This is a genomic window from Micromonospora sp. NPDC127501 (assembly GCF_040302185.1).
GTDB lineage: Bacteria > Actinomycetota > Actinomycetes > Mycobacteriales > Micromonosporaceae > Micromonospora.
The window spans coordinates 125,474-147,278 of sequence record NZ_JBEORJ010000009.1; the positions used below are offsets into that span (position 1 = coordinate 125,474).

General features: G+C 72.9%; 23 protein-coding genes. 1 reads left to right on the forward strand and 22 read right to left on the reverse strand.

The features are described from left to right. Nucleotides 1-3: 3 nt before the first annotated feature. The 4 genes from ABTW72_RS21205 to hisD are packed head-to-tail and all read right to left on the reverse strand — an operon-like array spanning nucleotide 4 to nucleotide 3,174. Nucleotides 4-174, reverse strand: coding sequence for a CG2302 family histidine operon protein (locus ABTW72_RS21205; RefSeq protein ID WP_167362522.1), 171 nt, complete (start codon nucleotides 172-174; stop codon nucleotides 4-6). After that, a complete protein-coding gene (hisB, locus tag ABTW72_RS21210; RefSeq protein WP_030334475.1) occupies nucleotides 174-785 on the reverse strand; it encodes an imidazoleglycerol-phosphate dehydratase HisB in 612 nt (203 codons plus the stop codon). Before hisB ends, ABTW72_RS21205 begins: the two co-directional genes overlap by 1 nt. Beyond that, nucleotides 782-1,855, reverse strand: a complete 1,074-nt coding sequence (locus tag ABTW72_RS21215) for a histidinol-phosphate transaminase (protein ID WP_350861194.1) — start codon at nucleotides 1,853-1,855, stop codon at nucleotides 782-784. The genes hisB and ABTW72_RS21215 overlap by 4 nt, the downstream gene beginning before the upstream one ends. After that, on the reverse strand, nucleotides 1,852-3,174 hold the full coding sequence (gene hisD, locus ABTW72_RS21220; RefSeq protein ID WP_350861196.1) for a histidinol dehydrogenase: 1,323 nt from the start codon (nucleotides 3,172-3,174) through the stop codon (nucleotides 1,852-1,854). Before hisD ends, ABTW72_RS21215 begins: the two co-directional genes overlap by 4 nt. Before the next feature lie 106 nt (nucleotides 3,175-3,280). Here hisD and ABTW72_RS21225 point away from each other — a divergent pair, with 106 nt between their 5' ends. Next, complete coding sequence (locus tag ABTW72_RS21225; protein WP_350861198.1) at nucleotides 3,281-3,988, forward strand: LON peptidase substrate-binding domain-containing protein; 708 nt, start codon at nucleotides 3,281-3,283, stop codon at nucleotides 3,986-3,988. Here the strand turns inward: ABTW72_RS21225 and ABTW72_RS21230 are convergent. The 18 genes from ABTW72_RS21230 to ABTW72_RS21315 all read right to left on the reverse strand — a co-directional run bounded on the left by ABTW72_RS21230 (nucleotide 3,903) and on the right by ABTW72_RS21315 (nucleotide 21,693). Further along, the gene (locus tag ABTW72_RS21230; RefSeq protein WP_350861200.1) at nucleotides 3,903-4,733 is read right to left on the reverse strand and encodes a DUF2567 domain-containing protein; all 831 of its coding nucleotides are present in this window, start codon (nucleotides 4,731-4,733) and stop codon (nucleotides 3,903-3,905) included. The genes ABTW72_RS21225 and ABTW72_RS21230 overlap by 86 nt on opposite strands. Before the next feature lie 56 nt (nucleotides 4,734-4,789). Then, nucleotides 4,790-6,469: a MinD/ParA family ATP-binding protein gene (locus tag ABTW72_RS21235; protein WP_350861202.1), complete on the reverse strand. Its 1,680-nt coding sequence runs from the start codon at nucleotides 6,467-6,469 to the stop codon at nucleotides 4,790-4,792. Nucleotides 6,470-6,564: 95 nt separating this feature from the next. Beyond that, nucleotides 6,565-7,596 (reverse strand): hypothetical protein, encoded by a 1,032-nt coding sequence (locus tag ABTW72_RS21240; RefSeq protein ID WP_350861204.1) that lies wholly within the window; start codon nucleotides 7,594-7,596, stop codon nucleotides 6,565-6,567. Between the two features lie 42 nt (nucleotides 7,597-7,638). Further along, nucleotides 7,639-8,583 carry an RluA family pseudouridine synthase gene (locus ABTW72_RS21245; protein ID WP_091407730.1) on the reverse strand — a complete coding sequence of 315 codons (945 nt, stop codon included), beginning with the start codon at nucleotides 8,581-8,583 and terminating at the stop codon, nucleotides 7,639-7,641. Then, a complete protein-coding gene (lspA, locus tag ABTW72_RS21250) occupies nucleotides 8,580-9,197 on the reverse strand; it encodes a signal peptidase II (RefSeq protein WP_124854349.1) in 618 nt (205 codons plus the stop codon). Before lspA ends, ABTW72_RS21245 begins: the two co-directional genes overlap by 4 nt. A 64-nt stretch (nucleotides 9,198-9,261) precedes the next feature. Then, on the reverse strand, nucleotides 9,262-9,681 hold the full coding sequence (locus tag ABTW72_RS21255) for a TraR/DksA family transcriptional regulator (RefSeq protein WP_124854350.1): 420 nt from the start codon (nucleotides 9,679-9,681) through the stop codon (nucleotides 9,262-9,264). Nucleotides 9,682-9,907: 226 nt separating this feature from the next. Continuing rightward, complete coding sequence (locus tag ABTW72_RS21260) at nucleotides 9,908-11,407, reverse strand: potassium/proton antiporter (RefSeq protein WP_350861207.1); 1,500 nt, start codon at nucleotides 11,405-11,407, stop codon at nucleotides 9,908-9,910. 22 nt (nucleotides 11,408-11,429) lie between these two features. Continuing rightward, entirely contained in the window at nucleotides 11,430-11,735 is a 306-nt protein-coding gene (locus tag ABTW72_RS21265) for a DUF167 domain-containing protein (RefSeq protein ID WP_350861209.1), read from the reverse strand. A gap of 10 nt (nucleotides 11,736-11,745) precedes the next feature. Further along, complete coding sequence (locus ABTW72_RS21270) at nucleotides 11,746-12,495, reverse strand: hypothetical protein (RefSeq protein WP_350861211.1); 750 nt, start codon at nucleotides 12,493-12,495, stop codon at nucleotides 11,746-11,748. Nucleotides 12,496-12,575: 80 nt separating this feature from the next. Further along, nucleotides 12,576-13,385: a DivIVA domain-containing protein gene (locus ABTW72_RS21275; protein ID WP_036411965.1), complete on the reverse strand. Its 810-nt coding sequence runs from the start codon at nucleotides 13,383-13,385 to the stop codon at nucleotides 12,576-12,578. A gap of 44 nt (nucleotides 13,386-13,429) precedes the next feature. Beyond that, a complete protein-coding gene (locus ABTW72_RS21280) occupies nucleotides 13,430-13,735 on the reverse strand; it encodes a YggT family protein (RefSeq protein ID WP_030334503.1) in 306 nt (101 codons plus the stop codon). A 30-nt stretch (nucleotides 13,736-13,765) separates the two neighbouring features. Beyond that, nucleotides 13,766-14,458: a cell division protein SepF gene (locus ABTW72_RS21285; protein WP_238667380.1), complete on the reverse strand. Its 693-nt coding sequence runs from the start codon at nucleotides 14,456-14,458 to the stop codon at nucleotides 13,766-13,768. A gap of 191 nt (nucleotides 14,459-14,649) precedes the next feature. Beyond that, nucleotides 14,650-15,393, reverse strand: a complete 744-nt coding sequence (locus ABTW72_RS21290) for a YggS family pyridoxal phosphate-dependent enzyme (RefSeq protein ID WP_350861214.1) — start codon at nucleotides 15,391-15,393, stop codon at nucleotides 14,650-14,652. A 9-nt stretch (nucleotides 15,394-15,402) separates the two neighbouring features. Continuing rightward, complete coding sequence (gene ftsZ / locus ABTW72_RS21295; protein WP_091407710.1) at nucleotides 15,403-16,518, reverse strand: cell division protein FtsZ; 1,116 nt, start codon at nucleotides 16,516-16,518, stop codon at nucleotides 15,403-15,405. A 246-nt stretch (nucleotides 16,519-16,764) separates the two neighbouring features. Continuing rightward, the gene (locus tag ABTW72_RS21300; protein WP_350861216.1) at nucleotides 16,765-17,583 is read right to left on the reverse strand and encodes a cell division protein FtsQ/DivIB; all 819 of its coding nucleotides are present in this window, start codon (nucleotides 17,581-17,583) and stop codon (nucleotides 16,765-16,767) included. Continuing rightward, nucleotides 17,580-19,145 carry a UDP-N-acetylmuramate--L-alanine ligase gene (gene murC, locus ABTW72_RS21305; protein WP_350861218.1) on the reverse strand — a complete coding sequence of 522 codons (1,566 nt, stop codon included), beginning with the start codon at nucleotides 19,143-19,145 and terminating at the stop codon, nucleotides 17,580-17,582. The genes ABTW72_RS21300 and murC overlap by 4 nt, the downstream gene beginning before the upstream one ends. Next, entirely contained in the window at nucleotides 19,142-20,248 is a 1,107-nt protein-coding gene (gene murG / locus ABTW72_RS21310) for an undecaprenyldiphospho-muramoylpentapeptide beta-N-acetylglucosaminyltransferase (protein WP_091407701.1), read from the reverse strand. The genes murC and murG overlap by 4 nt, the downstream gene beginning before the upstream one ends. Continuing rightward, on the reverse strand, nucleotides 20,248-21,693 hold the full coding sequence (locus ABTW72_RS21315; protein ID WP_350861220.1) for an FtsW/RodA/SpoVE family cell cycle protein: 1,446 nt from the start codon (nucleotides 21,691-21,693) through the stop codon (nucleotides 20,248-20,250). Before ABTW72_RS21315 ends, murG begins: the two co-directional genes overlap by 1 nt. Nucleotides 21,694-21,805 lie beyond the last annotated feature (112 nt).

Genomic DNA, 21,805 nt, shown 5'->3' on the forward strand with positions numbered 1-21,805 from the left:
CGATCACCCGTTCTCCGGCAGCAGCCGTAGCACCCCGGCGACCGTGGCGAGCACCGCGAGCGCCGCAGTGATCAGCACAGCGGCCTTCGGTGCGCCCTGCCGGTAGAGCGACCAGGTGCCGCCCACCAGCACCCCGGCCAGAATCAGCAGCAACGTCGGCAACGCGGCACCCATCAGAGCGCGCCCTTCGTGCTCGGGATCGCTCCGGCGGAACGCGGGTCGATCGAGGTGGCCTCGCGCAACGCGCGGGAGACCGCCTTGAACTGCGCCTCCACCACGTGGTGCGCGTCCGGGTGACCACCCGGACGGGCCGCCCGCAGCACGTCGACGTGCAGCGTGACCCGGGCCGCCTGGCCGAAGGACTCCCAGATGTGCCGGGTCATGCTGGTCGCGTACACCGGCCCGATGTAGGGGGCGAGCACCGGCTCGTCGTGCACCACGTACGGCCGACCGGAGAGGTCCACCGCGGCCCGGACCAGCACCTCGTCCATCGGCACGGTCGCCGAGCCGTACCGCCGGATGCCGGCCTTGTCGCCCAGTGCCTGGTCGAACGCCGCACCCAGGGCGAGCGCGGTGTCCTCGATCGTGTGGTGGGCGTCGATCTCCAGGTCACCCACGGTGCGCACGGTCAGGTCGAAGCCGCCGTGCCGGGCGATCTGGTGCAACATGTGGTCGTAGAAGCCGACGCCGGTGCTGATCTCGGCGGCACCGGTGCCGTCGAGATCGATCTCGACGAGGACCTTGGTCTCCTTGGTGATCCGTTCCACCCGGGCGGTCCGACTCATTGCGAAGTCTCCATTGCAGAAAGGAAGGCGTCGGTCTCGGCGGCGGTGCCGGCGGTCACCCGCAGCCAGCCGGGCAGGCCGACGTCACGGACCAGCACCCCCTGCGCCAGCAGGGCGTTCCAGACTACGGTCTGGTCGCCGCCCACCTCGAAGAGCACGAAGTTGGCGTCGCTGTCGGCGACCCGCAACCCCCGCTCGCGCAGCGTCGCCACGATCCGGTCCCGCTGCGCCATGATCGCGCTCACCGTACCGAGAAGGGCGTCGCGGTGGGCCACCGCCGCGCGTGCGGCGGCCTGGGTGAGCGCGGAGAGATGGTACGGCAAACGGACGAGCTGCACCGCCCGCACCACCGCCGGGTCGGCGGCCAGGTAACCCAGCCGGCCACCGGCGAAGCCGAACGCCTTGCTCATCGTCCGGGTGACCACCAGCCGCGGGTGGCCGGGCAGCACCGCGAGGGCGCTGACCGTCCCAGGTCGGGCGAACTCGGCGTACGCCTCGTCGACGACCACCATGCCGGGCGCGACGTCGAGCACCGCGGCGATCACCGCCGGGTCCAGTGCCGTACCGGTGGGGTTGTTCGGCGAGCAGAGGAAGACCACGTCCGGCCGGTGCTCGCGGACCTGGGCGACCGCCTCCTCGGCGGTCAACCCGAAGTCGACGCCGCGGGCGGCGGGCACCCACCGGGTGCTGGTGCCGAGGGCCAGCAGCGGGTGCATCGAGTACGCCGGAACGAAGCCGAGCGCGCTGCGCCCCGGCCCGCCGAACGCCTGGAGCAGCTGCTGCTGGATCTCGTTGGAGCCATTGGCCGCCCACACCTGCTCGACGGTGAGCCCGTGCCCCAGATATTCGGCCAGGTCGGCGCGGAGCGTCACCGCGTCCCGGTCCGGGTAGCGGTTCAGCTCGCGCAGCTCGGCCGCGAGCGCCTTGCCGATCGCCTCGACCACCGGCTCCGGCACCGGGTGGGAATTCTCGTTGGTGTTGAGCCGCACCGGCACGTCCAACTGCGGAGCCCCGTACGGCGACAGCCCCCGCAGGTCGGCCCGGATCGGCAGATCGTCCAGGCTGGTCACGCTGACCCTCCCGGGAAACGGGCCTGGACCGCCTGGCCGTGCGCGGGCAGGTCCTCCACGTTGGCCAGGGTGACCACGTGCGGGGCCACCTCGCGCAGCGCGGCCTCGGTGTATTCGATCAGGTGCACGCCGCGCAGGAAGGACTGCACGGACAGGCCGGAGGAGTGCCGGGCGCAGCCGCCGGTGGGCAGCACGTGGTTGGAGCCGGCGCAGTAGTCGCCGAGCGACACCGGCGACCAGGCGCCCACGAAGATCGCCCCGGCGTTGCGGACCCGCAGCGCCCACTCCCGGGCGTCCACCGTCTGGATCTCCAGGTGCTCGGCCGCGTACGCGTCGACCACCCGCAGCCCCGCCTCGAGGTCGTCGACCAGGACCACGCCGCTCTGCTCACCGGTCAGCGCCGTGGTGACCCGCTCGGTGTGCTTGGTCGCCGGCACCTGCCGGGCCAACTCCGCCTCGACCGCCTCGACCAGCGCCACCGACGGCGTGACCAGCACGCTCGCGGCCAGCGGATCGTGCTCGGCCTGACTGATCAGGTCGGCGGCCACGTGCGCCGGGTCGGCGGTGTCGTCGGCCAGGATGGCGATCTCGGTCGGCCCGGCCTCGGCGTCGATGCCGACCACGCCGCGCAGCAGCCGCTTGGCGGCGGTCACCCAGATGTTGCCGGGGCCGGTGATCAGGTCGACCGGGTCGCACCGCAGCTCACCCGCCGGGTCCACCGCGGCGCCGTACGCCAGCATCGCCACCGCCTGGGCCCCGCCCACGGCGTACACCTCGTCGACGCCGAGCAGCGCGCACGCGGCGAGCACCCGGGGATCGGGCAGGCCGCCGTTGTCCTTCTGCGGCGGGCTGACCACCACCAGCGAGCGCACCCCGGCCGCCTGGGCGGGCACCACGTTCATCACCACTGTCGACGGGTACATCGCCAGGCCACCGGGCACGTAGAGGCCGACCCGGTCGACCGGCAGCCACCGCTCGGTGACCGTGCCGCCGGGCACCACCTTCGTGGTGTGGTCGGTGCGCCGCTGGTCGGCGTGCACCCGACGGGCCCGGGCGATGGACTCCAGCAGCGCGGAACGCACCGCCGGGTCGAGCACCCCCTCCGCCTCGGTGATCGCCTCGACCGGCACCCGCAGCACCTCCGGGGAGATGCCGTCGAACCGGACGCTCGCCTCCTGGATCGCTGGGTACCCATGCTCACGGACCGCCTCCACCAGGGGCCGGATGCGCTCGACGGCGACGGACACGTCGAGCTGGGCACGGGGCAGCAGGCGGCGCGGGTCACCGAGACCGTCGCGCAGGTCGATCCGATTCAGCACCCTTGCGAGTCTAGGCGGCCGACCCGACGTGCACCCGAGCCGCCCGTCCGCCGGGACGGTGAGCCGGGCCACGCCCCCGGTGCCGAGATTGGTTAGGCTCGACCATGTGACCGCACGGCTGCCGGTGTTCCCGCTCGCAACGGTGCTCTTTCCCGGGTTGGTGCTGCCGCTGCACATCTTCGAGGAGCGCTACCGGGCGCTGGTCCGACACCTGGTCGGCCTGCCCGAGGGTGCCCCGCGCGAGTTCGGCGTGGTGGCCATCCAGGCCGGCTGGGAGGTCGCGCCCGCCGGTCCCGCCGCCGCCCCGGCCACGTCGAGCGTCGGCGAGGTGACGCTGCACGAGGTGGGCTGCACCGCCGAGCTGCGCCAGGTGACCGAGTTGACCGACGGTGGTTTCGACATCGTCACGGTCGGTCGGCGTCGGTTCCGCATCGCCGAGGTCGACGACAGCGCTGAGCCCTACCTGACCGCCGACGTCGAGTGGCTGCCCGACCCGGGCGGCCCGGACGAGGTGGCCGATCTGCTGGCCGCCCGGGTGATCGCGGTGTTCCGGCAGTACCTCGGCCTGATCCGCTCCGACCCGGAGGAGATCTCCGAGCAGCTGCCGGAGGACCCGACTGTGCTCTCGCACCTGGTGGCGGCGACCGCGGCGCTCACCGTCGACGACCGGCAACGGCTGCTGGCGATCGACGACACCGCCTCCCGGCTCCGCGCCGAGCTGCGGTTGCTCAACCGCGAGGCGGCTCTGCTGCGTCAGGTGCGGGCGGTTCCGGTGCCGCTGTCGGAGCTGGCGTCCCCGCCGACACCCAACTGAACTCCCCCGGCTCGGGCTCCGGGCGTAGCCCCGGCCACCGCGACCAGCCGGCCAGCAGGGTGTACATGACCGCGGCCCCGAACGCCGGCAGCAGCAGGTTGCCGTGCGGCACCGGCAGCACGCCGAGCAGCCAGTCCACTCCACCGGCCCGCAGGTCGGCGGGTTTGCTGAAGGCCTGCCCGGCCGGGGCGGTCGCCAGCAGCCGGTCGAAGGTGGCCAGACCGATCCGCCGTCCCACCTGCCAGGCCACCGGCGCGGCGACCAGGGTGCCGAGCACCGCGGCGAGCAACCCGACCGGGCCGCGCCGCCGACGCAGCACGAACCACAGGGCGAGCGCCACGAGCAGCCCGAAGGCGAGCCCGAGCAGGCTGAACCAGCCGTCGGCGGCGATCGGCTGCTCCGGTTGCGGCTCGGCGTAGATCGCCCCCTCGGCGGTCTTGAGCACCGGGGTGTCCGGCGCGAGCGCGGCCCAGAGCAGCCCGAGCGGCACACCCAGCGCGGCCAACGCGAGCACGGCGCCCAGCACCGTCGCGAGGGTACGCAGCGGACGACGCGGTTCGTCGAACCGAAGCTCCAGCGAGCTCTGGTACGCCGCCGAAGCCGGCAGTGAGCCCGGACCGGACTCGCCCGGCGCTGTCCCGGCCGGCGGGTCGACCTCCGGCGGTCTCGCGTCCGGCGTACCGGGTGGCGCGGGTTGGTCGGGCTCGTCGACGGGCCGCTCACGGTCGGGGTTGTCCGGGCTCACCCGATGATCCTCTCAGGCCCGGTGCGCGGCCGGGGCTCCGGTGGCGGCAGAGCAGCTCACCGGGCGAACGGCTCCACCATCATCGCCGCGGCCCGCAGCCACGCCTGCCGGGTCTCCGGCTGGAGCTGGTGGTACTCGATCGACGACCCGGTCTCCAGGGCCGGGTCGTACGGCACGACGGCCACGCCCCGGGTACGGGTGGCGAAGTGCCGCTCCAGGTCGTCCTGGAGCGCCGAGCGACCCGGGGTCGGGCAGGAGATGAGGGTGATCGCGTTGTCCGCCAACTCGCCCATGCCCTCCTCGTGCAGCAGGTCGAGCATCCAGTCCGCGCTGAACGCCGCGTCCTCCCGGGGCACGGTGGTCACCACCAGCTGGTCGGCGGCCTGCATCACCGTGCGCCAGTTGGGGCTCTCCACGTTGTTGCCGGTGTCCACGCAGACCACGTCGTGGGTGCGCCGCAGCAGCTCCAGCACCCGTCGGACGGTGAACTGGTCCAGTCGCTGGGCGAAGCGCGGGCTCTCCTCGCCGGCCAGCACGTCGTACGAGCCGTCGGAGGCGTGCCGCAGGTAGTCGTCCAGCCGGTCCAGCAGGGTCGCGTCCTCGAGGATCTCGATCTGGGCCAGGTCGCTGATCAGGTGTCGGATCGTCCGGGCGTGCCGGGCGCTGCCGGCGCGCAGGCCGAGGGTGCCGCGCAGCTCGTTGTCGTCCCAGGCCAGCACGCCCTTGCCGCGGACGCTGCCGACAGTCGCCGCGGCGAGCACGGTGGCGGTCGTCTTGTGCACCCCGCCCTTGGGGTTGGCGAAGGCGAACACCCGGGGCGTGCCCAGGTCGCGTTGGAGCACCCCGTTGGCGCGCTCCTGCTCCTGGTCGACGGCCGGTGGGCGCCACTCGATCCGGGCCGGGTAGGCAGGTTCGGCGACCGCCGAGCCGACGGCCGGGGTGGGCGGTGGCGGGACGGGCGGTGTGACCGGCACGGCGGGCGGTGGGGCGACCGGCGGGGGCGGTGGCGCGGCGGCCGGGTAGCCGGTCTCCGGCTGGTAGCCGGTCTCCAGCAGGGCGTACCGCGATTCCACCGGTGGGTAGCCGTTGTCCAGCAACGCGTAGCGCGACGGGACCGGGTCGGCGCCGCGTGCCGGCGGCCCGGGCTCGGCCCGGTACGTCGGTTCGGCACGGTAGTCCGGCTCGGCCCGATGACCCGGGTCGGCACGGTAGTCCGGCTCGGCCCGGTAGCCGGGCGTGGCGAGGTAGTCCGGCTCAGCCCGGTAGCCCGGCTCGGCCCGGTAGCCCGGCTCGGCCCGGTAGCCGGGGTCAGCGCGGTAGCCCGGCTCGGCCCGGTAGCCGGGGTCAGCGCGGTAGTCCGGCTGCTCGGTCCGGTACGCCGGCTCCGCTCGATAGTCCGGCTCGGCCCGATAACCCGGCTCGGTCCGGTACGCGGGCTCGGCCCGGTAGTCCGGCTCGGCCCGGTACGCGGGGTCGACGCGGTAGGTCGCCTCGGCCCGGTAACCGGGCTCGGCGCCGTACGACAGGTCGGCCGGATGCCCGATGGCGGGTGCCCGCCCGGCGTAGCCGTTGGGGGCCGCACGCCGTGGCAGCGGGTCCGGCGGCGGTTCCTCGCCGCGCCGCTCCGGCTCGGTCTGCTCCGCGCCGCGACCGCCCAGCCGGGCACGGTCCAACAGCGCGCGCCACCGCGGCGCTGGTTCGGCCGGCCGGCCCCAGCCGGTCTCACTGCCCTCCACGGCCCGCCCTCCCAGCGCCATCGATCTCTGTCTGACAGGCTACGAACCCAACCCTATTCGGACCACACCTCAGAGCGCACACCAGCCGGCGCAGATCACGACGACGGCGATGGCGGCGACGGCTCGGCGAGGGTGGCGTCCGGCGAGGTGGTGACACTCGGCGGCGTCGACTCGGTGGGCTCCGGCTTCGACGGCTCGGGTGACGGAATGGTCACGACTGGTGCAGGTTCCGACGATTCGCCCACGGGGGCCGACGGCGCCGGTGCGCTGATCACCGGCGCCGGCCGCTCGGACTGCGTCGGTGCGGGGCTCGGCCCGGTGTCGACCGGCGGACGCACCACGTCACGCTGCTCGGGCAGGGGCGGCGTGAAGACCGTCCGGTCCAGCCGGTACACCTCGGGGGCGGGGTCGACCGCCCGAACATCGGGCCGGGCCGCCACACCGCGCAGCGCCACCGGCGTCGCGCGAACCACCGCCGCGTAGACGCAGGCGCAGCCGGTGCGGTACGCGGCCGCCTCGGCGGCGGCCACCTCGGCGCCGCTGGCGTACTGCTCCCGCAACTCCCGCTCGCCCACCCCGTCGCCGTCGACCGCGGCGGCCCTGGCCCGATAGTCGGCGGCCTCGGCCTCCTTGCGGGCCGCCACCTGTTCCATTCCGGCGACCACGTCGTCGGGCACCCGCAGCGCGGGGATCTTGACGATCTCGGTCTGCCGGCCGGGCAGCGGTACCCGCCCGAAGACGGTCGAGACCCCGACGTCGCCGAGCACCGTCGCCAGCCGCTGCGGAGGCAGGTAGGCGTCGAGCGTGACCAGCGCGTACGTCCCGTCCTCGGCGGCCGGGGCGGACGCGGGCAGCGCGGCCAGGTCGGCCGCGGCCGACCGTAGGTAGCCGGGGACGGAGTCGCCGTCGGCAACGCCGACCCGGGTCACCTCGCCGACCGTCCGGTCACCGACCGGAGTGTCGTCGACGGCCCAGACGGCGGTGCCCAGCACCGCCGCCGCGGAGAGCACCGCGGCCCAGCTGAGCACGCCGGAGCGCGCCGACCGGTCGCCCAGCCGGGCCACGGCCCGGGTCAGCGGCGGCAGCAACCGCTGGTCCAGCTGCCGCAGCAGGTTGCCGGCGCGCACGGGCGGGATCCCCTCTGTGGAACGGTGTCGGGCGGTCGCCGCTCAGTCACGCAGGATCTGAAGCGCACGGTCCAGGTCGTCAGGGTAGTCGCTGACGAACCGGACCTCGTCCCCCGTTCGGGGGTGCAAAAAGCTCAGTTCGCGGGCGTGCAGCCACTGTCGGGCCAGGCCGAGACGGGCCGAGAGGGTGGGATCTGCGCCGTAGGTGAGGTCACCCACACAGGGGTGCCGCAGGGTGGAGAAGTGCACCCGGATCTGGTGCGTCCGGCCGGTCTCCAACCGGACGTCGACCAGGCTCGCCGCCGGGAACGCCTCCAGGGTGTCGTAGTGGGTGATGCTCGGCTTGCCGCCGGAGACCACCGCCCAGCGGTAGTCGTGGGTGGGGTGCCTGTCGATCGGCGCGTCGACGGTTCCCCGCAGCGGGTCCAGGTGGCCCTGCACCACCGCGTGGTAGCCCTTGTCGACCTCGCGGTACTTGAAGGCCCGCTTCAACGCCGTGTACGCCTGCTCGCTCTTGGCCACCACCATGATCCCGGTGGTGCCCACGTCGAGCCGGTGCACCACGCCCTGGCGCTCGGCGGCGCCACTGGTGGAGATGCGGTGCCCGATCGCGGCGAGCGCGCCGATCACCGTCGGGCCGGTCCACCCGGGGCTCGGGTGCGCGGCCACCCCGACCGGCTTGTCGACCACGACGATGTCGTCGTCGGCGTAGACGACCCGCAGGCCGGGCACCGCCTGTGGCACCACAGTCGGCGGTGCGACAGGGGCGGGCAGCGTGACGTCCAGCCAGGAGCCGGCCTTGACCTTGTGCGAGTTGGGCCGGGCGGAGCCGTCGACCAGCGCGTCCCCGGCATCGACCAGGGCCGCGGCGGCGGTGCGGGAGAGCCCGAACAGGCGGGACACGGCCTGGTCCAGGCGCATGCCGTCGAGGCCGTCCGGAACGGGAAGGGAACGGTGGTCGCCGCCAGCGGCGAACGCGGAGGTCATGCCCGCTCCCGCTGCTCGGCGCCCGGCGCGGCGGCGTCCGTCGTGGCCGGGTCGCCGTCGCGCCCCGCCCGCCGGCCGTCACGCTGGCGGCCGGTCAGCTCCAACAGGACGGCCAGCAGCACGCCGCAGACCAGCGAACTGTCGGCCAGGTTGAACACCGGCCAGACCTGACCGTACGGGTCGAAGAGGCTGATCATGTCGACCACGTGCCCGTGGAACGGGGACGGCGCCCGGAAGATCCGGTCGACGAGGTTGCCCAACGCGCCACCGAGCACCAGGCCGAGCGAGATCGCCCAGGGCAGCGAGCGCAGCCGCAGTGCCATCCAGACGATCCAGCCGACCACACCGATGGTGATCAGTGGAAAGACCCAGGTGTGGTCCGCACCGATGCTCCAGGCCGCGCCGCTGTTGCGGGTCAGGCTCAGGTAGACGAACCCGCCGAGCAGCCGGACCGGCTCCCGGTCGGTCAGCGCGGCCAGCGCGAGGTGCTTGGTGACCAGGTCGGCCAGCAGGGCCACCAGGGCGACTCCGGCGAGAATCGCGACGGCCCGGGGCCGGCGGGTGCCGCCGCCCGGATCGGTGCGGCCGGGTTCGGCGGACGGTACTGCGGTCATGCGCTCCCCATCGACAGTCTTGGCGGTGATCGCTCACCGTCTCGTCGCCGCCGGGGAACGGACCTCAGCGCCGCTCCTCCAGCTGCTTGCACGTCACACACAGGGTGGCCGACGGGAAGGCGGCGAGGCGCTCGACCGGGATCGGGTTGCCGCACCGCTCGCACCAGCCGTAACCACCCTCGTCGAGGCGCTCCAGAGCGCGCTCCACCTGCGTGATCCGTTCCAGAATGCTGTTGGCGAGAGAGATCTCCTGCTCCCGCTCGAGCGTCTTGGTGCCCGTGTCGGCCTGGTCGTCCCCGGCCGAGTCGGTCAGCCGATCGCGCTGCAGCTCGGTGATCTCACTCAGCGTCTGATCGTACTCGGCACGAAGCTCGTCCCGACGCGCCGCCAGCGCCGCCCGGATCTTCTCGGTCTCCGCCGTGCTGCGGGTGGCCTTCGCCGCCGGCTTGCGCCCGGCGGTCCTGGTGTCGGATGGCTTCGCCATGGGTCGCTCCCTCGGCCGGGGAACCGCGCGGTCCGCGGCGCCTGGGTCAGGGGGCGCCGACCAAGGCGTCCCCTATGTACGAAAAGGGGCGCACGGCGACGATGGCCGCGCACTCCGGAGGTTGGCAAGAATACGGAACGTACAGGCGTCCGACAACGTGCCGCACCGTCGCACCGTCTAAGAGCCCCTAGCCCTGCCTAACTGGGGCAAAGGGAACGCTAGCAGATCAGTCGGGCACCTCATCCCCGTACTCACCAAACCATCGGGCCAGACGACCCCGCCGACTGACCGCCCGCAACCGCCGTTCCGCCGCGTCCCGCACCCCGGCGGTCGCCACGATCAGCAGACTGTCGCCGGTCTTCAACCGGGTGTCCGGTGCCGGCACGAAACCCACGCCGTCGCGCAGCACCAGGGTCACCGACGCGCCCAGTGGAAGGCGCAGCTCGTCGACGTGCACGCCGGCCAGTCGTGAGCCCGGTGGCACCTCCACCTGGAGCAGGTCCGCCCGCATTCGCTCCAGCGGGGCGGTCTCCACGTGGATCTCGGCGGCCTCGGCCGGCGCGGTCACCCGCAACCGGCGGGCGAACGGCCCCAGCGTCCCGGTCTGCACCAACGTGAAGATCACCACCAGCACGAAGACCACGTCGAAGAGCCGCTCCGCGCCGGGCACCCGCTCGGAGAGCGGAATGGTGGCCAGCACGATCGGCACCGCCCCGCGCAGCCCGGCCCAGGACAGGAACGCCTGTTCTCGAAGGCCGACCCGGAACGGCAACGCCGAGACGGCCACCGACAACGGCCGGGCCAGGAGCACCAGAGCCAGCCCGGCGACCACCGCGGGCAGCACCGCCGCGTCCAGCCGGCCCGGCGAGGCCAGCAGCCCGAGCAGCACGAACAACCCGATCTGGGCGAGCCAGGCCAGCCCGTCCGCGAAGCCGAGAATCGCCTGCCGGTGCGACAGGCGGGCGTTGCCCAGCAACACCCCGGCCACATAGACGGCGAGGAAGCCCGAGGCGTGCAGAACGGCACCCGCGGCGTACGCCAGCACGGTGATGCCCACCGCGGCGATCGGGTAGAGCCCGGCCGAGGGCAGCGCCGCCCGGCGCAACGCCCAGGTGCCGGCGACGCCCGCGGCCACGCCCACCCCCGCGCCGACGCCCAGCTCGTAACAGACCAGCGCGACCTCGTACCACCACGGGTGCGCGAAACCCCGATGGGACAGCAGCACCACCAGCAGCACCACCGGGGCGTCGTTCATCCCCGACTCGGCCTCCAGGGTCGCCACCAGCCGGGGCGGCAACCGCAGTCGGCGCAGGGTGGCGAAGACGGCCGCCGCGTCGGTGGACGAGAGCACCGCGCCGTAGAGCAGCGCCAACCGCCAGTCCAGCCCCAGCAGCAGGTGCACGGCCACGCCGACCACCACGATGCTGACGATCACGCCGACCGTGGAGAGCGCGGATGCCAGCCCGAGCACCGGGCGCAGCGTGGTCCACCGGGCGGTGAGGCCACCCTCGGCGATGATCACGATCAGCGCGCAGAAGCCGAGGGTTCGGGTCAGCTCGACGTCGTCGAAACGGATGCCCAGCCCGCTCTCGCCGATCGCCACACCCAGAGCCAGGTAGACCAGGAGGCTGGGCACACCGAGCCGGGTGGAGAGTCGCACCGCGCCGACAGCTACCAGCAGCACGGCCGCACCGAGCAGCAGCGCGATATCCAACCCGGGCGTCACGGCTGCCTTGCCTGGGCTGTCCTCACTCGGCGGATCCGTCGCGCAGGCGGCGCAGCACCCCGGGCAACTCCGGGCCGGGCCGATCGACGAGGAAGAGCTTGTCCCGGCTGGCCGCGCCGGCACGCAGTGACACCGCGGCCGGTCGGACACCCAACGCGCCGGCCAACGCGCGGCGGGCGGCCTCGGTGGCCCGACCGTCGACGGCCGGGTCGTGGACCGCGATCACGAGGGCAGGCCCGTGCGGGCCGTCGAAGCGGCCACCCACCCGGTCCCGGGAGGCGCCGGGCTTCACCCGTACCGCCACGGTGAGCGTGTCCTGCGCGGGCACCGGCGCCGCTTCAGATCGGCCGGGCGTCGGCGAGGAGAGCAGTCGCCGGCGCGCAGTGCGCGCACGGGGTGAAACCGAGTTCCACGGCCTCGGCGACCGGCAACGTCTCGGGCTGCCAGCCGATCAGGTGGGGGCAGCCGTCGAGGTGGTAGCGGGGGCGGCCGTCGACGACCTCGACGGCGTCGAGCAGTCGGGCCACCCGGGCCGCCTCGGCGGCCGTGATCTGCTGGATGGCCGGCTCGTCGACCGCCGCGACCGCCGGGTCGAACACGTCGTCGGTCGACGCCGCGATCGGCGACGCCGGGCTGACCGGCCGGGCCCGCGCGGGCGCCTCGTCCGCCGCACCCACCAACGGCGACGCGGCATCGACGTGCGGCGGGTCGACCGGCGACGCCTCATCGACCGACGGCGCATGGTCGACCGGCGGCTCGGGTGGTTGCCGCCACCCGGTGCCGCCGGTACCAAACGTCGTGGGCACGTGCTGGACCGGCACCTCCGGCTCGACCAGCGGCGGCCCGTACGCGACACCCGGTGTGGCCTGGCTGGCCGTGTGGGGCGCGTCGGGGTGCCGCCGGTCGGTCCGGCCGGGATCCGCCATGGCGCGGTTGGCGGCTGCCTGGCGGGCGCCCACCACCAACGCCACGGCGGCCAGCAGACTGGCCGCGATGGAGATGACCAACAAGAAGCTGGAGCCACCGGCCAGGCCGAGCACCAGTAGCACCACCGCGACGAGGATGAGCAGAAGACTTGCGACTATCACGGCTCACCCCCGCCGCGTCGAACCGTCCAGGCCTGGCCGGCGACCGTCACCATTGGCGGACAGCGATCGCCGGCCGGTGCTCAGCGTCCGGCTTCGAGGGCGCCGGAGCGCCCGCCGCCGCCGTACGAACCAGCGAGACCCGCTGCGGCCAGCCCGTTGCCGCCGGCGACCCGGCCGGCTTCGGAGCGGGTCATCTCGGCCTCGAGGCCCTGGCCACGACCGTCGAGGTCACGCAGCTGGCTCTCCAGGTACGCCTTGAGCCGGGTGCGGTACTCGCGCTCGAACTGCTTGAGCTCCTCGATGTGCTTCTGCAGCGCCGTGCGCTTGGCGTCCAGGCCGCCCATGGCCTCCTGGTGCCGCTGGCGGGCGTCCCGCTCAAGGGCGTCAGCCTTGGCGCGCGCCTCCCGGGTCACCTCCTCGGCCTTGCTGCGAGCCTCGGACAACAGCTGGTCGGCCTCGCGGCGAGCGTCGGACACGTGGTCGTCGGCGGTGCGCTGGGCCATCATCAGCACGCGCAGGGCCTGCTGCTCACCGTCACCGGTGACGCCGCCGGCCGGGCCGCCGGTCGCGCGGACCTGCTCCAGCTCGGCCTGCATCGCGCGGGCAGCCTGCTCGGCCGCCGACTTGTCGCGCTGCACCCGGTCCAGTTGGGCCTTGACATCGTTGAGCTCCGCCGCCAGTCGGGCGTCGCCGCCGGGGCCGGCGGGGGCACCGCCACGGCCGCCGCGCTCCACCTGGGCGCGCAGCTCATTGTTCTCCTCGATGAGACGGGCGAGCTCGCGCTCGACCTCATCGAGGAAGGCGTCGACCTCCTCCTCGTCATACCCCCGTTTGCCGATCGGCGGCTTTTTGAAGGCGACGTTGTGGACGTCGGCCGGGGTCAGCGGCATCGAAACTCCTCGGGTCAGTTGCGGCCGCGAAAGCGCGTCGGTCATCAGGCAGATGCCCTGATCGACGGCCCTAACACGAACTCCATCAGCACGAACAGGATAACCAGGAGCACAAGGGAGGCCAGGTCGATGCTCACGGTACCAATTCGCAGCGGAGGGATCACACGCCTCAACGCGTTGAGAGGGGGATCAGTGACGCTCCACACGGATTCCAATCCTGCCGATGCTCCACGCCCCGGTTGCCAGCGACGGCCGTACTGCAGGACGGCGCTCAACACGAACCGGGACAGAAGAAGGAGCAGGAAGACATAAAGGATCAGGTACAACACTTGCAGTAAGATCGACAACACGGTCAGCGACGTCCCTCGGGTCGGGCGGGATCAACTCAGACTGAAAAAGCCGCCCTCAGCGATCTTGGCTTTGTCCTCTGCGGTGACCTGGACGTTAGCCGGTGAGAGCAGGAACACCCGATTGGTCACGCGCTCGATCGTACCGCGCAGCCCGAACGCCAGTCCGGCGGCGAAGTCCACCAGACGGCGGGCATCGGCCTCATCCATCTCGGTGAGATTGATGATCACCGGGACGCCGTCGCGGAAGTGCTCACCGATGGTGCGCGCCTCCCGGTAGGTGGTGGGGTGCAGCGTGGTGATCTGGTAACGCTGCTCCTCCTCGGGCAGGGCCCGCTCGCGCGACGTGACCTGCGGCGCGAGGGCCAGGTTGTCCCGCGTGTGGTAGGTCAACGCACCGGAGGTCTCGCCCGCCGACGACCGGGTGATCGACCGGACGCTGGACCGCTCGATCCGCTCCGGCCGCTCGCCGTCACCGCGCTCGGACTCGCTCAACCGCCCGCTCGACCGCTCGGAGAGTCGACCCCGCCCGCTGTCGCGCGGCCGGGGAGCCGGCGGCTCCTCGGCGTCGTCCTCGTCGTCGTCGGCGAACTCCTCGGCGTACCGGCTCTGCCGGTAACGCGAGTCGCGGTAGCCACCCTTGTCGTAGCCACCGTCGTCGTAGGCCCGCTCGTCGTCTTCTTCGACCAGACCGAGCCAGACCCCCGCCTTGCGCAGTGCACCCATCCCGCGCCCTTCCGTCCGCCGTGCGGCACGCGCCCCCGTGCCATGTCGCCCGTCGCGAGTGGACAACCATGCCCATCGGACCGGAACGGCAATCCCCCGGCGCGCGATTCGCGTCGCGCGCCACGACCCCCGACTAGGAGACGCCCGCCCCTGAAACAACACTGATGTAATTTGCTTGTCTCGCGGTCAGGCTACCGCAGCGTGGGACGCATTCCGAGCAACGCGCTACCGACGCGGACATGTGTCGCGCCGTAACGGATCGCGATTTCGAAATCTCCGCTCATACCGGCGGACAGCGCGGTGGCTCCCGGATGGACAGCCCTGAACGCGTCGGCGACCTCCGCGAGCCGGGCGAACGCCCGCTCCGGCTCCCACCCCAGCGGGGCGACCGCCATGAGGCCGACCAGACGCAACCCCGGCGCGTCGGCCACCGCCTCGGCCACCGGCTCCAGACCGGCGGCCGGATCCGCCGAACCGGGCAGCGCTCCGCCCCGGGCTGCGTCGCCGTCGATGCTCACCTGGACCAGGGCGTCGAGCGGCTCCTGCCGGTCGGCGGTTGCGGTGGCCAACGCCCGGGCCAGCCGGACACTGTCGACGGAGTGCACCACGTCGGCGTAGCGGACCACCGAGCGGGCCTTGTTGCGCTGCAACTGGCCGATGAAGTGCCAGCGGGGACGCACCCCGGCGGCAGCCACCTCGGCGGCCTTGCCGGCTGCCTCCTGGTCGCGGTTCTCCCCCATGTCGGTCACCCCGAGCCCGGCCAGCGCCAACACGTCGCTGGCCGGGTAGGTCTTGGTCACCGCGATCATCGTGACCTCGGCACGGTCCCGGCCGGCCTGCGCGCAGGCGTCATCGATCCGGGTCCGAACCTGGGCCAGACCGGCCGCGAGTTCGGCCTGCCGATCTGGTCGTACCGTGGCTGAGCTGTCGGTCATCGGCGGTGCTCAGGACCCGTTCTTGAGGAAGTCGGGAACGTCCACGTCGTCGAAGAGCACGCGACGCGGGGACTGGGCCGGCGCCGGGTTGGTGGCCGGTGCCGGCGCCGGGGTGCTCTGCGGTGCCGGCTGGTTGGTGTTGGTCTTGCGGGTCGGCTCGGCCGCCTTGTAAGCGGGCGTGCCGCCGTCGAAGCCCGCCGCGATGACCGTCACCCGCACCTCGTCACCGAGCGCGTCGTCGATGACCGCGCCGAAGATGATGTTGGCGTCCGGGTGGGCCGCGTCGGTGACCAGCTGGGCGGCGTCATTGATCTCGAACAGGCCCAGGTCGGAGCCGCCGGCGATGGAGAGCAACACGCCCCGCGCGCCGTCCATGCTCTGCTCCAGCAGCGGGCTGGAGATGGCCGCCTCGGCCGCCTCGACCGCGCGGTTCTCGCCGCGGGCGCTGCCGATGCCCATCAACGCGCTGCCGGCGCCGCTCATCACGCTCTTGACGTCGGCGAAGTCCAGGTTGATCAGACCCGGGGTGGTGATCAGGTCGGTGATGCCCTGCACACCCGAGAGCAGCACCTGGTCGGCCGTGCGGAACGCGTCCATCATGCTGATGTTGCGGTCGCCCAGGGCCAGCAGCCGGTCGTTCGGGATGACGATCAGCGTGTCGCACTGGTTGCGGAGCTCGTCTATCCCCGTCTCGGCCTGCACCTGGCGGCGCTTGCCCTCGAAGGAGAACGGCCGGGTCACGACGCCGATGGTCAGCGCGCCGAGCTTGCGGGCGATGTTGGCCACCACGGGCGCGCCGCCGGTGCCGGTACCGCCACCCTCGCCGCAGGTCACGAAGACCATGTCGGCGCCCTTGAGCACCTCCTCGATCTCGTCGCGGTGGTCCTCGGCGGCGTTCTTCCCGACGTCCGGGTTGGCCCCGGCCCCCAGGCCACGGGTCAGCTCCCGGCCGACGTCGAGCTTGACGTCGGCGTCGCTCATCAGCAGCGCCTGCGCATCGGTGTTGATCGCGATGAACTCGACGCCCTTGAGCCCAACCTCGATCATCCGGTTGACGGCGTTGACGCCGCCACCCCCGATGCCGACGACCTTGATGACCGCCAGGTAGTTGTGCGGAGGTGTCATCTCCGGTCCTTTCCTTCGAGATTGGCTTCGGCCGACCGGTTACGGCGTGGCCAGACCAGCGGCCGACGACAGCTGTCACCAACGAGGATCAGGGGGTGAACCCTAACCCTCTACTAGAGGCTTACAGTTATGTCAACCACTGAAGCTCTTCGAGGCAACGTAAGCGCCACCGCGCGATGAGCCAAGGACCCGGGCGGCGTGTCGCCGCGCGGAGCGCCACGGGTCACGTCCGCGCACGCTCACCGGTCAACGAAAGGTCACCACATCCGGCGCGCTCACGTCGATCCGGTCGGTGTCCTCGTCGAGCAGCGCGGTGGCCACCCGAGCCTTGTCCGTACCCCGGCTCGCGTCGCCCCAGACCACCGTCCGGTCGCCGCGCAACCGCAGGCTGATCCGGGCCAGCCCCGCCACGTTCACGTCCACCAGCTCCGCGCGCAGCTGCGGCGTCAGCGCGACGAGCACCTCCAGCCCGGCCCGGGTGCCCGGGTCGTCGGCGGCGGGCCGGGCCACCGTCACCTGTGGCAGGTCGGCCGGGCGTCGCTCCACTGTCCGGAACGCCACCCCGCTCCGGTCGATCAGGGCGAACACCTCGCCCTGCGGCACCACCGCCACCGCGGTCCGCTCGGTCACCCGCACCACCAGCGCACCGGGCCAGTCCCGGGAGACCGTGGCCCGCTCCACCGCCGGCAGCGCGCCGACCCGACGGGCGGCGGCGGTCAGGTCCACCCGGGCCAGCGGCACCCCGTCCGGCACCCCGACCGCGTCGTGCACCTGCACCGGAGTGACCAGGTCGGCACCCTCCACGCGGACCTCCCGCACACCGAAAAGCCCGGTACCGAGCACCGTCCAGGCGACCAGCCCGGCCAGGGCGAGCACCCCGGCGGCCACCGCCCACGGCAGCGCCGCACGCATGCGACGCTGCCGGGCACGGGCCATGAACCGGCGGGTCGAGGGCGGCACCGCGTCGCGGCCCGCCCGGACCAACTGCCACCGCCGGGCCGGACCGCGACGCGGGGCGCCACCGTCGGCGGCGCTGGTCCGCCCTCGGGCCGGGCCGGGACTCATCCGGCCGTGGGCGCCGAGCCGCCGGGCACGGCGGTGCCACCGAGAGCCGCGCCGTCGCCGCCGGACGTCGCCCCACCCGGCACCGGATCACCGATCGCCGGGGTGGTGGCCACCGGGTCGACGGTCGCGGTCGGTGCCGAGCCGGCCGTACGCTCACCCAGGGCCGCCAGCAGCTCGTCGCCCATCAGCGAGATCGGCGGGGCGCCCATGGTGACCACCACGTCACCGGAGCGGGCGCGACGGGCCACCTCGATCGGGGCCTGCTCCCACGACTCCACGAAGACCTTGCGGTCGGCGGGCAGATCCACCGCCGCGATCAGCGCCGCCGAGCCCTCGCCGGGCTGACGCAACTCACCCGGCCCGAAGACCTCCAGGAGCACCACCTCGTCCGCGATGGCCAGCGCCTCGGCGATCTCCGCCTGGTTGTCGCGGGTGCGGTACAGCCGGTACGGCTGGAAGACGACGATCAGCCGCCCGTCCCCGGCGACCTCGCGCAACGTCTGCATCGCCAGCGTCATCGAGGTCGGGTGGTAGGCGTACTCGTCGTAGACCAGCACGCCGTCCGCGACACCCTTGCGCTCGAAGCGCCGTCGCACCCCGGGGAAGACCGCCAGCGCGGCCTCCGCCGCCTCCAACGGCAGTTCCAGCAGGTACGCGGCCAGCACGGCGGCGGCGCTGTTCAGCCCCATGTGCCGCCCCGGCACCGGCAGCCGGAACTCGCCCAGCGACCGGCCGTCGATAGCGGCCAGGTAGCGCACCCCACGCGCGGAGGAGACCATCTCGGTCAACCGCAGGTCGGCGTCGGCGGACTCGCCGTAGGTGAACACCCGCCGTCCCTCCGACCGCAGGCTCTCCGCCAACCGCCGACCGCCCGGGTCGTCGGCGCAGGTGATGATGAACCCGTCCGGGTCGGTGAGGCGGGCGAACTCCACGAACGCCGCCTCCAGCGTCGCGTAGTCGCCGTAGGTGTTCAGGTGGTCCGCCTCGACGTTCGTGATGATCGAGACGTACGGGCGGTAGATGAGGAACGAGCGGTCGCTCTCGTCCGCCTCGACCACGAAGTGCTCGCCGGTGCCGTGGTGGGCGCCCGAACCGACCTCGGAGATCTCCCCACCGATCACGAAGGACGGGTCCACTCCGGCCTGTTGGAGCACCATCGTCACCATCGAGGTGGTGGTGGTCTTGCCGTGCGTGCCGGCGACTGCCACCGCCCGACGGCCGGTCATCGCCGCGGCGAGCGCCTCGGAGCGGTGCAGCACCCGCAGGCCACGCCGACGCGCCTCGACCAGCTCCAGGTGGTCCTGAGGAATGGCCGACGAGTAGACGACGGTGTCCACGCCGTCGAGGTTGGTCACCTCGTGACTGAGGTGAATGGTGCCGCCGAGCGCCCGCAGGCCGGCCAGCGAAGGCCACTCCCGCAGGTCGCTGCCGGAGACCCGGATGCCGCGGGTGAGCAGCAGCCGGGCCACGCCGAGCATGCCCACCCCACCCACTCCGATCAGGTGGACGGCGCCCAGGTCCTCGGCGGTGAGCGTGCCGGCCGGGGTGAACTGCGCGGTCATCGGGCCACCGCCGCGAGCACGAAGGAACGCAGCGCCTCGTCGCCGTCGCGCCGGCCGTACGAACCGGCGGCGGCACCCATGTTGTAGAGCCGCTGTGGGTCGCGGATGAGGGGGATGACGGTGCGCTCCAGCCAGTCCGGGGTGAGTTCCGCGTCGTCGACCAGCAGCCCACCGCCGGCCTCCACCACGGGCAGCGCGTTGCGCCGCTGCTCCTGGTTGCTGTGCGGGTACGGCACGTAGATCGTGGGCAGCCCGATCGCGGCCACCTCGGCGACGGTCATCGCCCCGCCCCGGGCCAGCATCAGGTCGGCCGCGGCGTAGCCCAGCTCCATCTCGGACAGGTACGGCAGCGTCACGTACGGCACCGGCAGGTCGGTGGGGATCGGCACCGGCTCGTTGCGGGCGCCCATCACGTGCAGCACCTGCACGCCGTTGCGGGCCAGCTCCTTGGCCGCCCCGGAGACCGCCAGGTTGATCGAGCGAGCGCCGGACGAGCCGCCGGACACGAAGAGCACCGGCAGGTCCGGGCGGAGACCGAAGTGGGCGCGGGCGGCGTTGCGCAGCGCGTACCGGTCCAGACCGGCGATGCTGCGGCGCAGCGGCACACCGACGACTGTGGCGTCCCGCAGCGACTCGGCCTGGCTCGGCTGGTTCGGAAAGCCGACTGCCACGTTCTTGGTGAACTTCATGCCCAGCTTGTTGGCCACGCCCGGCGGCACGTTCACCTCGTGGATCACCATGGGCAGCTCACGACGCCACGCGGCCAGGTAGGCCGGCACCGACACGTACCCGCCGAAGCCGACGACCACCTCGGCGCGCACCTCGTCGATCACCTTGCCCGCGGCGCGCGCCGCGGTCCACATCCGGCCCGGGGTGCGGACCAGGTTCATGTTGACCGAGCGGGGCAGCTGGTACGCCGGGATCTGCCGCAGGTCGTAGCCCTGCGGCGGGATCAGGTCGTTCTCCATGCCCCGGGGTGTGCCGAGGCAGGTGATCCGGACGCCCGGGTCGTGTCGGCGCAGGCAGTCGGCGAAGGCGAGCAGCGGGTAGACGTGCCCCCCGGTGCCACCTCCCGCGAGCACCACCGAACGCAGCGGACCCATCAGCGTCTCCTCTCGCTCGCCGTACCACCGCGGCTCCGGTCCTGTCGGATCCCGCGCGGCGCGGCCTGATCGTCATGGCGCCGCTCGCGGGACCGGGGCACGGACCCTCGGCCAGCGGGCGGCGACGCCGGTCGGCGACGCCGGCCGGGAAGCGGCGGCAACGGGGCCCAGAGTAGTCGGACCCACCGGGCCGGCGGACGGGCATGCAGTGCTCTGGCCGCATCGGGTTCGGCGCGGGCGAAGGACGCCAGCATGCCGATGCCGGCCAACGTCACCACCAGGGCACTTCCGCCGTCGGAGATGAACGGCAACGGCAGACCGGTGATCGGCAGCAGCCCAACCACCCCACCGATGTTGATCACCGCCTGGCTGACCAGCCAGGTGGTCACGGCGGTGGCGGCCAGCCGGCGGAACGGGTCGTCGACCCGCCGGGCGATCCGGAAACCGGTGTACGCGAGGACCGCGAAGAGACTGAGCACCACAACGCACCCGATCACGCCCAACTCCTCGGCGATGATCGCGAAGATGAAGTCGTTGTGCGCCTCGGGCAGCCAGTCCCACTTCAGGCTGCCCTTGCCCAGCCCGACACCGAACCAGCCACCGTGCTCGATGGCCAGCCGCCCCTGGTAGAACTGGAGGCAGTCGTTGAGTTTGCAGGTCTCCGGGTCCGGCGGATTGAAGAACATGTCCAGCCGGGCGAGGCGGTAGTTGTCCGCGCCGCGCTCGCCGGAGCCGGCGCCCAGCGAGGCCACCGCCACGAGCAGGCCGATCCCGACCAGACCGGCGGTGGCCAGAGCGCCGAAGACCCGCATCCGCACCCCGGCGGCCCAGAGCAGGCCCACGACCAGGGCCAGCAGACAGAGCATCGTGCCGGTGTCGTTGTAACCGACCAGGACGAAGAGCAGGCCGACCACCGGGAAGAGCGGGGTGGCCAGCTCACGCCACCAACCCAGCGCGGCGCCCTTGCGGGCGACGATGTGCGCACCCCAGAGCACCATCGCGAACTTGGCCAGCTCGGACGGCTGTAGCTGGATGCCGCCGACGAACAGCCAGTTCAGCCGCGCCTCGATCGGGCCGAACGCGGCCGACCGCTGATTGGTCAGCCGGGCGTAGGCGACCAGCAGGTTGAGTACCACCAGCAGGGCGATCGAGGTGAACAGCAGCGGCCGGCCCAGCGACCGGTAGGTGCTGGCGGGCAGGCGCTGGCAGACCCAGAACGCGCCGATGCCGATCACCGCGAAGATGGCCTGCTTGGTCACCGAGGCCGAGGCGTTGCCGTCCTCGGCGTAGTCCTTCACGCTGGTCGCCGAGAAGACCATGGTCAGGCCGATCAGCAGCAGCAGGCCGGCGCAGGACAGCAGCAGGTAGTACGAGGTCAGCGGCCGGTCCAGCAGGCCGCGCAGCGCGGCGAGCCCGCCGGCGCCGTCGATACCGCGCAGCGGCACGGGCGCCGCTGGTTCCGCCGCACGCGCCGCCGCGCCCGGCTCCGGCCCCCGCGCGTCGTCGGTAGGCGCAACCGCCTCCGCGGTACGCCCCGACGCGCGCGGCGACCGCCGC